Source organism: Streptomyces sp. DSM 106670 (assembly GCF_055792845.1).
Window position 1 is genome coordinate 1,443,725 of the sequence record NZ_CM147704.1, and the last position, 13,111, is coordinate 1,456,835.

Genomic DNA, 13,111 nt, shown 5'->3' on the forward strand with positions numbered 1-13,111 from the left:
CACAGCGTCCTCGCTGTGTTATTGCCTACCGCCACCCACAAGGAGCGGAACGGCAGGACTTTCAAAGGAACCACCAACCTGCCGAAGCAGGCCGGGGTATCAACATATCTGGCGTTGACTTTTGGCACGCTGTTGAGTTCTCAAGGAACGGACGCTTCCTTCGGTCCCGTTTCACCGGGGCCCTCCGGGCGCTTCCCTTCGTTCTTGCGTTTCCGACTCTATCAGACTCTTTCGTGTCCGATTCCCGGTCGAAGCGGGGTGCTTTCGAGGTTCTTCGCTTTCGCGTTTTCCCTTTCCGGCGGTTCCAACTTTACCAGACTCTTTTTCGTTCCGTTTCCGGTCCGAATTCGATTTCCGGTGGCCTGTGGAGTGGCCTTGCCTTTCGGCGTGTTCACTACGTTAGCCGATTCCCTTGGCAGCTCATAATCGAGCCGATGAGGCGAATTACGGGCATGCCGAATTCGCACCCGCCAGGGTGAGTCGTAGGTAGTGGTTTGGCCACTTCGGGTGGCTCGGTGCGGTCCGATGGACCGTGCCGACAGCGGTACCCGTGTCAAGCGGCTCGGACTACATTAGGCGTCCGCCGAAGGTGCGTCAAGTCGTCTTGCGGCTCGGCCGACGGCGCGGTGCGTGGGCACGGTACGGGCTGACGGTGGGGTCGCCCTCGATCCAGAAGCGCCACGGCTGGTGGGCCCCGTCGCCGCCCACCCCGGTGCGGGGGCCGCTGCGTACGAGGGCACGGGGTGGCGGGGTGCCGTGCAGTACGGACAGCGCCGGGGCGGGGCCGTCGAAGAGGTCGCTGCCGTTCAGCTCGCGGTCGACGTCGAGAGCGGTGGCGAGCCGGGCCGGGCCCTTGGCCAGTTCCTTGTCGTTGCGGGCCGAGACGCGTCGGTGGCGGGCCAGGCCGGCGCCGACCTCGATCTCACCGGCCCGGAGCAGGACCCCGCTCGCTCGGCCTTCCGGGCCGCAGACCAGGTTGAGGCAGTGCCACATCCCGTACGTGAAGTAGACGTACGTATGACCGGGCGGTCCGAACATCACGCCGTTGCGGGCAGTACGGCCCCGGAAGGCGTGCGAGCCCGGGTCGACCTCGCCCGCGTACGCCTCCACCTCGGTCAGGCGCAGCTCGATCGTGCCCTCCTCGGTGCGTCGTACGAGCGTGCGGCCCAGGAGGTCGGGGGCGACTTCCAGTACGGAGCGGTCGAAGAAGTCGCGTGTCAGTGGGGTGCGGTCCGGGCGGTTGGTCATGGCGCCCGAGGGTACTGGGATCGCCCGGACGGGAACCGGCTACCGTCGTGGCGCGTATGTAGGGGTCAGGACCTAGAAGGAGTGACTATGGGCTTCAAGCGACTGCTCGCGAGCATGGGTGCCGGCGGTGCCTCGGTGGAGACCGAGCTCACCGAGGTGAACGTCGTCCCCGGTGGGGTCGTCCAGGGCGAGGTGCGGATCCAGGGCGGGTCGGTCGCCCAGCAGATCGAGGGGCTGAACGTCGGGCTCCAGGCGCGGGTCGAGGTCGAGAGCGGGGACCAGGAGACCAAGCAGGACATCGAGTTCACCAAGCTGAACCTCGGCGGCGCGTTCGAGGTGCAGGCGGGCGCGGTGCACGTGGTGCCGTTCGGCCTGGAGATTCCGTGGGAGACGCCGATCACGATGTTCGGCGGCCACCAGCTGCGCGGGATGAACATCGGGGTGACCACCGAGCTGGAGATCGCCCGCGCGCTGGACTCCGGTGACCTGGACCCGATCAACGTGCACCCGCTGCCGGCGCAGGAGGCCATCCTGAACGCCTTCGGCCAGCTGGGCTTCGGCTTCCGCAGCGCGGACATGGAGCGCGGTCACATCCGCGGTACGCGTCAGCGGCTGCCGTTCTACCAGGAGATCGAGTTCATTCCGCCGACGCAGTACCGCGGGCTGAACCAGGTGGAGCTGACGTTCGTCGCCGACGACCGCGAGATGGACGTCATCCTGGAGATGGACAAGAAGCCGGGACTGTTCAGCGAGGGCAGCGACTCCTACCGCGCGTTCAAGGTGGGGCTGCACGACTACCAGCAGACCGACTGGGCGGCGTACCTCAACCAGTGGCTCGCCCAGGTCGGCGGACAGCGCAACTGGCTCTAGCGAGTGGCCGCCGCCCCCTAGAGTCGGGCGGGAAGGCAGACGAACCGATCAGGAGAGGTGCGAGACGTGACCGAGCCGAAGAGGGCCCCGCTGCCGCACGACTTCCATCCGGAGGTTCCGGCGTTCACGGTGGTGAGCGACGATCTCGCGCCGGGGGCGGTGCTGGGCGATGCCCAGGTGCTTGCGGGTGGGAACGTTTCGCCGCAGCTGCGGTGGGAGGGTTTCCCCGAGGGGACCAAGAGCTTCGCCGTGACGTGTTTCGACCCGGACGCCCCCACGGGCAGCGGGTTCTGGCACTGGGTGCTCTTCGATCTCCCGGTGTCGGTGACCGAGCTGCCGGCGGGTGCGGGCAGCGGCGCGTTCACGGGGCTGCCGGAGGGGGCCGTTCAGGCCCGTAACGACTACGGCTCCAAGGAGTTCGGCGGTGCGGCGCCGCCGGCCGGGGAGCGGCACCGGTATGTGTTCACCGTGTACGCGGTGGACACCGAGAAGCTCGGGATCGACAGCGATGTGTCTCCCGCGGTGGCCGGATTCAATCTCCGGTTCCACACGTTGGGGCGTGCGCAGCTGATCGGTGAGTACCAGGCTCCCGCCGACGATTAGTTCGTTTGCTGTTTGCCCTGCTCTGGTCTTGGAGAGATCAGAGCAGGGCATTTTTTATTGCGTTGTCCATCGCGGCCTGCCCAGCCAGAGTTGATCCGGGCCTGCCAGGGGGCGGGCGGCACACGGGAGGTGGGCAGGATGCGTGACACGCTGGTTCTCAACGCGAGCTTCGAGCCGCTGTCGACAGTGACGCTCAACCGTGCGGTGGTCCTGATCCTGACGGACAAGGCCGTCGTCGAGCAGTCGCATCCCGAGCTCCGTATGCGTGGTGCCGCCGTGGACATTCCGGCGCCCCGGGTGATCAGGCTCTGCCGGTACGTACGGGTGCCGTTCCGAAGACAGGCGCCGTGGTCCAGAAGGGGTGTGCTGATACGGGACCAGCACCGGTGCGCGTACTGCGGGCGGCGGGCGTCCACCGTCGACCACGTGGTGCCGCGTGCCCAGGGCGGGCAGGACACCTGGCTGAACACGGTGGCCTCCTGCGCCGAGGACAACCACCGCAAGGCCGCCCGGACGCCGGAGCAGGCGGGGATGCCGCTGCTGAAGCAGCCGTTCGTCCCCTCCCCCGCCGAGGCGATGCTGCTGGCGATGGGGGCCGGCGACCGCTCGGCGCTGCCCGAGTGGCTGGACCGGGCAGCGGCCGCGTAGGGCGTGGCGGCGGTCCTGCGATGCGGCCGCGGGGAGCCGTGACGTAGTCGGCGTACGTCTGGTGATGTATGCGTGGGCCCGTCCCTGTGAGGGGGCGGGCCCACGTGTGTCAGCGGAGCAGCAGCTGGACGATGGCCACCGTGCCGACGGCCACGATGAGGGTGCGCAGGACGGTGGGGCTGAGGCGGCGGCCGACCTTGGCGCCTATCTGGCCGCCGATGGCCGAGCCGACCGCGATGAGGAGGACGGCCGTCCAGTCGAAGTGGGCGACGAAGAGGAAGAACAGCGCGGCGATGGTGTTGACCACGGCGGCCAGGACGTTCTTGACGGCGTTGAGGCGCTGCATCGTGTCGTCGAGCAGCATGCCCATCAGGGAGAGGTAGATGATTCCCTGGGCGGCGGTGAAGTAGCCGCCGTAGACGCTGGCGAGCATCAGGCCGACGAAGAGGAGCGGGCCGCCGTCGGTGCGGGGCGAGGTGCCGGTGTGTTCACGGCGGCGCTGGACGGCTTTGCTGATGCGTGGTTGCAGGATCACCAGGACGAGCGCCAGGGCGACCAGGACCGGGACGATCGTCTCGAAGGCCGTGGAGGGCAGCGCGAGCAGGAGGGTGGCTCCGGTGAGGCCGCCGATGGCGGCCCCGATGCTCAGTTTGACGATGCGGCGGCGCTGGCCGGCCAGTTCCTTGCGGTAGCCGATGGCTCCGCTGATGGAGCCGGGGATGAGGCCCAGGGCGTTCGACACGGTCGCGGTGACCGGGGGGAGGCCGGTGGCGAGCAGGACGGGGAAGGTGATCAGGGTGCCGGAGCCGACGATCGTGTTGATCGTGCCCGCTCCGACTCCGGCCGCGAAGACGGCGAGTATTTCCCAGATGGACAACGCCATCTCCTTCGGTGGTCAGTGATGCCTCCCCGCCATGAAGGTCGAGGGGCCTCACTGATCATGCACGAAGGGGATCGGGGGTCAGTAGACCGGGGGTTCCTCGCGTCGTTCCACCGGGGCCGGGATGCTGCCCTTGCCTCCCCCGCCATTGCCGCCATTGCCGCCGTTGCCCCCGTTTCCGCCGTCGCCGCCGGTGTTGAAGCCGGGCATGCCGCCGCCGAGGTTGCCGAAGGCTCCGCTGAGGCCCTTGAGGGCGTCGCCGATCTCGCTGGGCACGATCCAGAGCTTGTTGGCGTCGCCCTCGGCGATCTTCGGGAGCATCTGGAGGTACTGGTACGAGAGGAGCTTCTGGTCCGGGTCTCCGGCGTGGATGGCCTCGAAGACCGTGCGGACGGCCTGGGCTTCACCCTCGGCGCGCAGGGCGGCGGCCTTGGCCTCACCTTCGGCGCGCAGGATCGCGGACTGCTTCTCACCTTCGGCGGTGAGGATCTGGGACTGCCGGATGCCTTCGGCGGTGAGGATCGCGGCGCGCTTGTCGCGGTCGGCGCGCATCTGCTTCTCCATCGAGTCCTGGATGGAGGTCGGCGGCTCGATCGCCTTGAGCTCGACGCGGTTGACGCGGATGCCCCACTTGCCGGTCGCTTCGTCGAGGACGCCGCGCAGGGCCGCGTTGATCTCCTCACGGGAGGTGAGGGTCCGCTCCAGGTCCATGCCGCCGATGATGTTGCGGAGGGTGGTGACGGTGAGCTGCTCGATCGCCTGGATGTAGCTGGCGACTTCGTAGGTCGCGGCGCGGGCGTCGGTCACCTGGTAGTAGATGACGGTGTCGATGTTGACGACCAGGTTGTCCTGGGTGATCACCGGCTGCGGCGGGAAGGGCACCACCTGTTCACGGAGGTCGATCCGGTTGCGGATCGAGTCGATGAACGGGACGACGATGTTCAGGCCCGCGTTCAGGGTGCGGGTGTAGCGGCCGAATCGCTCGACGATGGCGGCGCTGGCCTGCGGGATGACCTGAATCGTCTTGATCAGGGCGATGAAGACGAGCACCACCAGAATGATCAGAACGATGATGATCGGTTGCATCGTGTCTCTCGTGCCCTTCGGTTGGCCGGTGGATCGCGGTGATCGGGGTCGGTCCTCAGATGCGGGCGGTGGCCGGGGAGTTGTGGGCCGGGCCGGGTTCCTCTGATGATCGACATGATCGACTTCGAGTCTGGCAGACTGCGGCCCGCCTCGTGCGCGCTTCGGTCACATGACCACGGCCGTCGCTCCGTCGATGTCCACGACATCGACCTGGCTGCCGGGCTCGAAGACCTGGTCGGCGTCGAGCGAACGGGCCGACCAGACCTCGCCGGCGAGCTTGATACGGCCGCCGTCGGCCGATACCCGCTCCAGCACGACCGCTTGACGGCCCTTCAGGGCGTCGATTCCGCTGGCCTGCCCGGTCTGTCCGGCCCGGTGTCTGGCGGCGATCGGGCGCACGACGGCGATCAGCGCGACCGAGACCACGACGAAGACCAGCACCTGGGCGACGATTCCGCCGCCGAGGGCGGCGACGGCCGATGCGGCCACCGCCCCGACGGCGAACATCCCGAACTCGGGCATCGCGGTCAGGACGAGGGGGATGCCCAGTCCCACCGCGCCGATCAGCCACCACACCCATGCGTCGATGTCCACATGGTCATCGTAGGACTGTCGGTGCGTCACCGACAGGGCGCACGGGGGTCAACTGCGGTGAACGGCTTGTGGATCGGGGGGCGGCGGCCGGTTTCGGCGGCCCGGTCAGGAGAGCGGGAGGCCGTGGGCGGTGTAGCGGTCGCCGGTGTGCTCGACGATGAGCGGCAGGCCGAAGCAGAGGGAGAGGTTACGGGAGCTGAGCTCGGTCTCCATGGGGCCGGCCGCGAGGATCTTGCCCTGGCGGATCATGAGGACGTGGGTGAACCCGGGCGCGATCTCCTCGACGTGGTGGGTCACCATGATCATGGAGGGGGCGAACGGGTCGCGGGCGAGGCGGCCGAGGCGGCGGACGAGGTCCTCGCGCCCGCCGAGGTCGAGTCCGGCGGCGGGCTCGTCCAGCAGCAGCAGTTCGGGGTCGGTCATCATGGCGCGGGCGATGAGCGTGCGCTTGCGCTCCCCTTCGGAGAGCGTGCCGAACTTGCGGTCCAGGTACTCGGTCATGCCGAGGCGGTCGAGGAAGGCGCGGGCGCGCTCCTCGTCGACGGCCTCGTAGTTCTCGTGCCAGGTGGCGGTCATGCCGTACGCGGCGGTGAGGACCGTCTGCAGCACCGTCTGGCGCTTGGGCAGCTTGTCGGCCATCGCCACGCCGGCCATGCCGATGCGGGGGCGGAGCTCGAAGACGTCGGTGCCGACGCCGCCGAGCTGCTCACCGAGGATGGTGGCCGTTCCCTTGCTGGGGAAGAGGTAGCTGGAGGCGAGGTTGAGGAGGGTCGTCTTGCCGGCGCCGTTGGGGCCCAGGATGACCCAGCGCTCCCCCTCCTTGACCGACCAGGAGACATCGTCCACCAGAGCGCGTCCGTCGCGGACCACGGATACGTCCACCAGCTCCAACACATCGCTCATGGCGCGTTGTCTCCCCAAGCAGTCTCGTCGATCTTCGCGTGCCGGTGGGCACGGCTCCCAAGGAAAACCTACGCCACCGCGCGAGTGCTTCAGGCGTGAGGGCCGTTCCCGGCCGTTGCCTAGGCTGTCGGCATGCTTGTCGAACCACGTTCAGGGTTGTTGGCCGCTTGGGGAAACGCGCTTCTGGCGGGACTCGTCTCGCCGGACGAGGCGGCCCTCGCGATTGTCGGACAGGACGCGGTGCACCGCGTCGAGGGGCTGCCGGGTGAGGCGGGGCCGGTCGGGCTCACGCTGGCGCTCGGCCGGCTGAGGAGGCTCGGGGCGACCGGGTTCCGGGTGGCGCTGCCGGTGCCGGGGCATCCGCTGGGGCTGAGCGGTCCGCCCGATTTCAATGCGCGGGCGCTGGAGGCCGAGGAGGCGGTGGTCGCGTACGGGGTGCCGTACGGGCTGGTGCCCGAGGTGAGCGAGGTGGGGCCGGAGGGGGATCTGCACGTCGAGGTGGTGTGGCGGGTGCTGCCGGTACGGGAGGCGCCGCCCGCGGATGTGCCGTCGCTGGGCGAGGCGGAGCGGGAGCTGGCGGAGGCGTTGCGGGATGCGACGGCGGTGCTGTCGCGGCTGGACGTGGCCGGGTCCGGTCCGGTGGCGGAGGCGGCGGTGGACGCGTACCGGGCGCGGGCGGAGCGGAGTCGGGGGCGCGAGGTGCTGGCGCCCGGGTATCCGCCGCGGGCGGTGCGGGTGCTGGAGATGGCGCAGCGGGTGGGGCTGCTGGTCTCGGTGGCGTACGAGAACGGGCACGGCGGTGCGGTGAGCGCGTCGGAGATCGCGGCGCGGGGGGAGGCGTTGCGGCCGGTGGAGCGGGTGGCTCGGCGGGCGTTGGTGGCGGCGTACAACGCGTATGTGGAGGGCGGGGAGGTTCGGCGGTAGGGCCCCGCGGGCCCTTTGTCCTCAAGCGCCGGACGGGCTGGGGTGTGCGTCCGGTGCTTGGTCCGGTGGGCTCGGGGTGCCGTGGCCGAGGGTTCCGTCCTCAAGCGCCGGACGGGCTGAGAATGGGGCGCGTTGGGCTCGGGGTGTCCTGGCCCAGGGTTCCGTCCTCAAACGCCGGACGGGCTGGAAGCGGGTGCGCGGGCGGGGTGTGCGAAAGCCGGGCGGGGCCTTGGGGGATGGGAGGCGCCGTCCGGCTTTCGGGGTGGGGCTCGGGTCAGTGGTTGACGCCGAGGTTGCCGAAGGCCGGGTTGAGCAGGCCCACCACGTTGACCGTGTTGCCGACCACGTTCACCGGGACGGCGACGGGAACCTGCACGAGGTTGCCGCTGGCGACGCCCGGGGAGTGGGTGGCCAGGCCCTCGGCGCCGGCACCGCTGTGGCCGGTGGCGGAGGCGGCTCCGGCACCGGCGGCGATGAGCCCGCCCGCGATCATGGTGACGGCGGCGGCCTTCTTCAGGTTCTTCACTTCAGGTTCCTCCTAGAGAGGCTGCGGCGAGCCGCCGCAGCACGTCCTGGAGAACGCCGCGCACTCCGGAAGGATGCGCCGTACGGGTGACATACACCCGACAGTATGAATCTCGGTCCGGACGGGAACCCGCGGCGGCGTTGTCAGCCCGCCGCTCCGTGGCGTACCGCCCAGAGCGCGGCCTGGGTCCGGTCGGACAGGTCGAGCTTCATCAGGATGTTCGAGACGTGCGTCTTGACCGTCTTCTCCGAGAGCACGAGAGCGCGGGCGATCTCGCGGTTGGAACGGCCGTCCGCGATGAGGCCGAGGACTTCGCGTTCCCGTTCGGTGAGCGTGCTCCCCCGGCCCGTGCCGGTGCCCGCGTCGTCCTGGGCGAGGAGTGCCCCGGCGACCTCCGGCTGGAGCAGGACATGACCGGCGTGGACCGAGCGGATGGCGCCGGCCAGGGCGTCCGGGTCGACGTCCTTGTAGACGTACCCGGAGGCTCCGGCGCGCAGGGCGGGTACCACCGTGCGCTGTTCGGTGAAGCTGGTGACGATGAGGACCTTCGCCGGGTTGTCGAGCTCGCGCAGGCGGCGCAGCGCCTCGATGCCGTCGGTGCCGGGCATCTTGATGTCCATCAGCACGACGTCGGGGCGGAGCTCCTCGGTCCGGGCCACGCCCTCCGCGCCGTCGGACGCCTCGCCGACGACCTCTATGTCCTCCTGGATCTCCAGGAACGTACGCAGTCCTCGGCGGACCACCTGATGGTCGTCGACCAGCAGCACCCTGATGATCTTGTCAGCCACCGGGAACCTCCATCTCGATCGTGGCGCCCTTGCCGGGCTCCGAGGCAACGGTGAGTCGGCCGCCGACGCTGCTCGCCCGGTGGCGCATCGAGACGAGGCCGAGGTGACGGCCCGCCCGCCGGACGGCGGTGGGGTCGAACCCGACGCCGTCGTCGGTGACGCGCAGGACGGTGGCGGCGCCGCGCCGGGCCAGGGTGACGCTCACCCGCTCCGCACGGGAGTGGCGCAGGGCGTTGTGCAGGGCCTCCTGGGCGACGCGGAGCAGCGCTTCCTCCTGGGCGGCGGGCAGTGCGCGTACGCCGCAGCTCTCGAAGGCGACCTCGGCGGTGTGCGCCCGGTCCAGGACCTGGATCTGGGTACGGAGGGTGGCGATCAGACCGTCCTCGTCGAGGGCGGCCGGGCGCAGCTCCACGACCGCTGCCCGCAGCTCGTCGACCGCCTCGGCGGCGAGGACGGCGACCTGCTGGAGTTCGCCCTTGGCGCGGGCGGGGTCGCGGTCGACGAGGGCGGTGGCGGCCTGCGCGGTGAGGCGGAGCGAGAACAGCTTCTGGCTGACCGCGTCGTGCAGCTCATGGGCCAGCCGGGAGCGTTCCTCGGCGATGGTCAGCTCGCGGCTGCGCTCGTAGAGACGGGCGTTGGTGAGGGCGATGGCGGCGTGCTGGGCGAGGATCTGGAGCAGTTCCTCGTCCTCGGCGGTGAAGCCGCAGCCGCCCTCGGGCTTGGGGCACATCTTGTTGGCGAGGAACAGCGCTCCGATGATCTCGTCGCCGTCCGTGATGGGCAGGCCGAGGAAGTCGGACATGTCGGGGTGGGCGTCGGGCCAGCCCTCGAAGCGGGGGTCCTTGCGGACGTCGGCGAGGCGTTCGGGCTTCGCCTGGTGCAGCATCGCGGCGAGGATGCCGTGCTGGCGGGGCAGGGGGCCGATGGCCTTCCACTGTTCGTCGCTGACGCCGTCGACCACGAACTGGGCGAAGCCGCCGTGGTCGTCCGGGACGCCGAGGGCCGCGTACTGGGCGTCGAGCAGCTCGCGGGCGGAGGCGACGATCGTCTTCAGGACGTCGCCCACTTCGAGGTGCCGGCTCATGGCGAGCAGTGCGGCACTCACCGCGGCGAGGCCCGACGGTGGGCGATGACTCATGGGATCACCGTACCGGCGGGGGCCGCGCGGCCGTATCGGGCCGGGGGTGGTGTCGGGCGGGCGGGGGCCTAGGTCCGGGCCCGCGGGGCTCTCGGCCGGAGGTCGTAGGACCGGTCGTAGGACCGCCCGGACCTGTCGTCGGGCTGCCGTCGTCGCCCGGCGGACGGCAGTCGGCGACAGGTCCCGGGACCTACGTCGAAGTGCCGGGTACGGGTGCGGCTCGCGGGCGAGGCGCGGTGCGGTCCGGGCTTCCTACGTTGGGAGCGCCGGGGTCTCCCGGTGGAAGCCGAGGGCAAGAAGGGGACGGTCGTCATGCCGGTCGCGATGATCACGGGTGGTTCGAAGGGGCTGGGGCGCGCGCTGGCCGCGGCGCTGGCCGGGCAGGGGTGGGACCTGGTGCTGGACGCCCGGACCGCCGGGGTGCTGGCGGACACGGCCCGGGAGCTGCGCGGGCGGTACGGGACGCGGGTGGTGGCGGTGCCGGGTGATGTCACGGACGCGGCGCACCGGGCGGAGCTGGTGGCGGCCGCCGGATCGCTGGGCGGTCTCGACCTGTTGGTGAGCAACGCGAGCGTGCTGGGCGCGGAGCCGCTGGTCCGGCTGGACGCGCTGCCGCTGGACGGGCTGCGGTGGGCGCTGGAGACGAATGTGGTGGCGGCGCTCGGTCTCGTACAGGAGGCGTTGCCGCTGCTGCGGGCCTCTGAGGCGGGGTCGGTGGTGGTGATCAGCTCGGACGCGGCGGCGGAGCCGTATCCGACGTGGGGCGGTTACGGGGCGTCGAAGGCGGCTCTCGACCAGCTGGCGGCGGTGCTGGGCGAGGAGGAGCCGGGGCTGCGGGTGTGGGCCGTCGACCCGGGTGACATGGCGACGGATCTGTTCGCCGCGGCGGTCCCGGAGGAGGCGGACGAGCCGCGGCCGTCGCCGGAGAGCGTGGCGCCCGCGTTCCTGCGGCTGCTGCGGGAGCGGCCGGCCGGCGGACGGTTCGCCGCCCCGGCGCTGCTGGCGGAACCGGCCGGCCCGGGCGGGGGCCGGCGATGACCGCGCCGGGGCGGCGCCCGGGCGGGGTGCGGACGGAAGCGGACCGCGCGGGTGCCCCCGGTCCGGGCAGGGCCGGAACGGGCCGGGGGGACACCGGGCCCGGGACGACCGGCCCGCCCCGTCCCGGCGGTGCGCGAGCGGCCGCTTCGGGCGCCCGGGCCCCGGGGCCCGGCTCAGCGGGAATGGGAGCGGGCGACGGGCACACCGGTGAGGCTGCGGGCCGGCGGGGCGGGGGTGGCGGTGCCGGGGGGCTGGAAGGGCTGGAGGCGTTGCGGGTGCCGGACGATCTGTCGGCCCGGGTGCCGGCCGAGCAGCGGGGTGCGGGGCGTGACGACGTACGGCTGCTCGTGTCGCGGGGGCGGGCAGTCTCGCACCGTGCGTTCCGGGAGCTGCCCGGGGAGCTGCGGGCCGGGGACGTGCTGGTGGTGAACACGTCCATGACGCTGCCCGCCGCGGTGAACGGGCGGGTCGGCGGGGAGCGGGTCGTCGTGCACTTCTCGACGCGGGGTGCGGACGGGCGGTGGGCGGTGGAGCTGCGGGCGCCCGGCGCGGCGGGGGTCACCGGGCCGCGGCCCGGCGGTCCGGCGGGGGCGGTGGTGCGGCTGCCGGGCGGGCGGACCCTGGTGATCGAGGAGCCGCTGGGGCCGGCGTCGGGGGCGCGGCTGTGGTGGGCGCGGGTGCCGGAGCCGATGCCGATGCCGGGGGCGGGGGCTGGGTCGGTGCCGGGGGCGGCATCGGTGCCGCGGCCGGAGTGGAGGCCGACGTCCGTGCCGGAACGGGATTCGATGCCGGAGTCGGTGCCAGGGGCGGGGTCGGTGCCGGGGGCGGAGGCGGAGTCGGCGCGGGGGCTGGCGCCGGAGGCCGAACCGGTGCACGGGCCGGTGCAGGAATCGGGGGCGGCGCACGGGCCGGTGCCGGAGGCGGCGGCGAAGGCGGTGCGGGGGCCCGTGTCCGTACCCGTGCCGGACTCCGTGCCCGAGTTCCTGCGGCGGTACGGGCGGCCGATCCGGTACGGGTACACGGAGCGGGATCAGCCGCTGTCCGCGTACCAAACGGTGTTCGCGGCGCCCTCGCCCGACGGGAGCGGTTCGGCGGAGATGCCGAGTGCCGCGCGGCCCTTCACCGCCGAGCTGGTGGCGGAGCTCGTGCGCCGGGGCGTGCTGTTCGCTCCGCTGTCCCTGCATACGGGGGTGGCGTCGGCGGAGGCGCACGAGCCGCCGTACCCGGAGCGGTTCTCGGTGCCGGCGGCGACGGCGTGGCTGGTGAACGCCGTACGGGCGGCGCGCGGCGGCGACCGTGCGGCGGGCGGGCGGGTGATCGCGGTGGGGACGACGGCCGTGCGGGCGCTGGAGTCGGCGGCGGGGGCGGACGGGGTGGTGCGGCCGGTGGCGGGGTGGACGGATCTGGTGGTGACGCCGCGCCGGGGCGTGCGGGTGGTGGACGGGCTGCTGACCGGGCTGCACGAGCCCCGGGCCTCGCATCTGCTGATGCTGGAGGCGGTGGCGGGGCGCGAGGCGCTGCGCCTCGGGTACGAGGCGGCGCTCCAGGAGCGGTACCTCTGGCACGAGTTCGGGGACGTCCACCTCGTCCTGCAGGATGAGGAACGTAACGCTCCGGATTGCTTCAGCAACGAGTGGTGAGACTGTTACCTCGCCGATGTGAGCCCAGGCATAGGGCCTACATCACTTACGAACGTCCCTAGTGGGCCAATAAGGGCGATTTGAGCAGGCCCGAGCAGGGATCATTTCGGGCGAACAGGACCCTCTTCCACTACCCGGCTTCGTACGTCACACCTTTGCCACAGCATTTTGCTGCCGCTAAGAATTGCTCTCGTCCCCGACGGAGGTACGCATCACCGCCTCCGG

Annotated in this window: 14 protein-coding genes; 6 read left to right on the forward strand and 8 right to left on the reverse strand. The window is 71.3% G+C overall.

The window, feature by feature from the left end:
- Positions 1 to 594 precede the first annotated feature (594 nt).
- Entirely contained in the window at positions 595 to 1,248 is a 654-nt protein-coding gene (locus tag ACSMXR_RS06240) for a DNA-3-methyladenine glycosylase (protein WP_137233926.1), read from the reverse strand.
- A gap of 87 nt (positions 1,249 to 1,335) precedes the next feature.
- Here ACSMXR_RS06240 and ACSMXR_RS06245 point away from each other — a divergent pair, with 87 nt between their 5' ends.
- The 3 genes from ACSMXR_RS06245 to ACSMXR_RS06255 all read left to right on the forward strand — a co-directional run bounded on the left by ACSMXR_RS06245 (position 1,336) and on the right by ACSMXR_RS06255 (position 3,369).
- The gene (locus ACSMXR_RS06245) at positions 1,336 to 2,118 is read left to right on the forward strand and encodes a sporulation protein (protein WP_137233925.1); all 783 of its coding nucleotides are present in this window, start codon (positions 1,336 to 1,338) and stop codon (positions 2,116 to 2,118) included.
- Positions 2,119 to 2,184: 66 nt separating this feature from the next.
- On the forward strand, positions 2,185 to 2,721 hold the full coding sequence (locus ACSMXR_RS06250) for a YbhB/YbcL family Raf kinase inhibitor-like protein (RefSeq protein WP_364890425.1): 537 nt from the start codon (positions 2,185 to 2,187) through the stop codon (positions 2,719 to 2,721).
- 138 nt (positions 2,722 to 2,859) lie between these two features.
- The gene (locus ACSMXR_RS06255; RefSeq protein ID WP_069756287.1) at positions 2,860 to 3,369 is read left to right on the forward strand and encodes an HNH endonuclease; all 510 of its coding nucleotides are present in this window, start codon (positions 2,860 to 2,862) and stop codon (positions 3,367 to 3,369) included.
- A gap of 109 nt (positions 3,370 to 3,478) precedes the next feature.
- Here the strand turns inward: ACSMXR_RS06255 and ACSMXR_RS06260 are convergent, their stop codons facing one another.
- The 4 genes from ACSMXR_RS06260 to ACSMXR_RS06275 form a co-directional block, all read right to left on the reverse strand.
- The gene (locus ACSMXR_RS06260; protein ID WP_218527994.1) at positions 3,479 to 4,246 is read right to left on the reverse strand and encodes a sulfite exporter TauE/SafE family protein; all 768 of its coding nucleotides are present in this window, start codon (positions 4,244 to 4,246) and stop codon (positions 3,479 to 3,481) included.
- 84 nt (positions 4,247 to 4,330) lie between these two features.
- On the reverse strand, positions 4,331 to 5,335 hold the full coding sequence (locus tag ACSMXR_RS06265; RefSeq protein ID WP_218527993.1) for an SPFH domain-containing protein: 1,005 nt from the start codon (positions 5,333 to 5,335) through the stop codon (positions 4,331 to 4,333).
- 165 nt (positions 5,336 to 5,500) lie between these two features.
- Positions 5,501 to 5,929, reverse strand: a complete 429-nt coding sequence (locus tag ACSMXR_RS06270; RefSeq protein WP_030088552.1) for an NfeD family protein — start codon at positions 5,927 to 5,929, stop codon at positions 5,501 to 5,503.
- Between the two features lie 105 nt (positions 5,930 to 6,034).
- Positions 6,035 to 6,832 carry an ABC transporter ATP-binding protein gene (locus ACSMXR_RS06275; RefSeq protein WP_137233921.1) on the reverse strand — a complete coding sequence of 266 codons (798 nt, stop codon included), beginning with the start codon at positions 6,830 to 6,832 and terminating at the stop codon, positions 6,035 to 6,037.
- Between the two features lie 132 nt (positions 6,833 to 6,964).
- Between ACSMXR_RS06275 and ACSMXR_RS06280 the strand changes: the two genes are divergently transcribed.
- Positions 6,965 to 7,756, forward strand: a complete 792-nt coding sequence (locus ACSMXR_RS06280; protein ID WP_137233920.1) for a hypothetical protein — start codon at positions 6,965 to 6,967, stop codon at positions 7,754 to 7,756.
- A gap of 274 nt (positions 7,757 to 8,030) precedes the next feature.
- Here the strand turns inward: ACSMXR_RS06280 and ACSMXR_RS06285 are convergent, their stop codons facing one another.
- The 3 genes from ACSMXR_RS06285 to ACSMXR_RS06295 form a co-directional block, all read right to left on the reverse strand.
- Complete coding sequence (locus tag ACSMXR_RS06285; protein WP_137233919.1) at positions 8,031 to 8,282, reverse strand: chaplin; 252 nt, start codon at positions 8,280 to 8,282, stop codon at positions 8,031 to 8,033.
- 143 nt (positions 8,283 to 8,425) lie between these two features.
- On the reverse strand, positions 8,426 to 9,070 hold the full coding sequence (locus ACSMXR_RS06290) for a response regulator (protein ID WP_030088560.1): 645 nt from the start codon (positions 9,068 to 9,070) through the stop codon (positions 8,426 to 8,428).
- Complete coding sequence (locus ACSMXR_RS06295) at positions 9,063 to 10,208, reverse strand: GAF domain-containing sensor histidine kinase (RefSeq protein WP_137233918.1); 1,146 nt, start codon at positions 10,206 to 10,208, stop codon at positions 9,063 to 9,065. The genes ACSMXR_RS06290 and ACSMXR_RS06295 overlap by 8 nt, the downstream gene beginning before the upstream one ends.
- Positions 10,209 to 10,520: 312 nt before the next feature.
- Between ACSMXR_RS06295 and ACSMXR_RS06300 the strand changes: the two genes are divergently transcribed.
- Together ACSMXR_RS06300 and ACSMXR_RS06305 are read left to right on the forward strand one after the other, a co-directional pair.
- Positions 10,521 to 11,246 (forward strand): SDR family NAD(P)-dependent oxidoreductase, encoded by a 726-nt coding sequence (locus tag ACSMXR_RS06300; protein ID WP_381907757.1) that lies wholly within the window; start codon positions 10,521 to 10,523, stop codon positions 11,244 to 11,246.
- A 269-nt stretch (positions 11,247 to 11,515) separates the two neighbouring features.
- The gene (locus ACSMXR_RS06305) at positions 11,516 to 12,886 is read left to right on the forward strand and encodes an S-adenosylmethionine:tRNA ribosyltransferase-isomerase (protein ID WP_473172344.1); all 1,371 of its coding nucleotides are present in this window, start codon (positions 11,516 to 11,518) and stop codon (positions 12,884 to 12,886) included.
- The last annotated feature ends 225 nt before the right edge of the window (positions 12,887 to 13,111 follow it).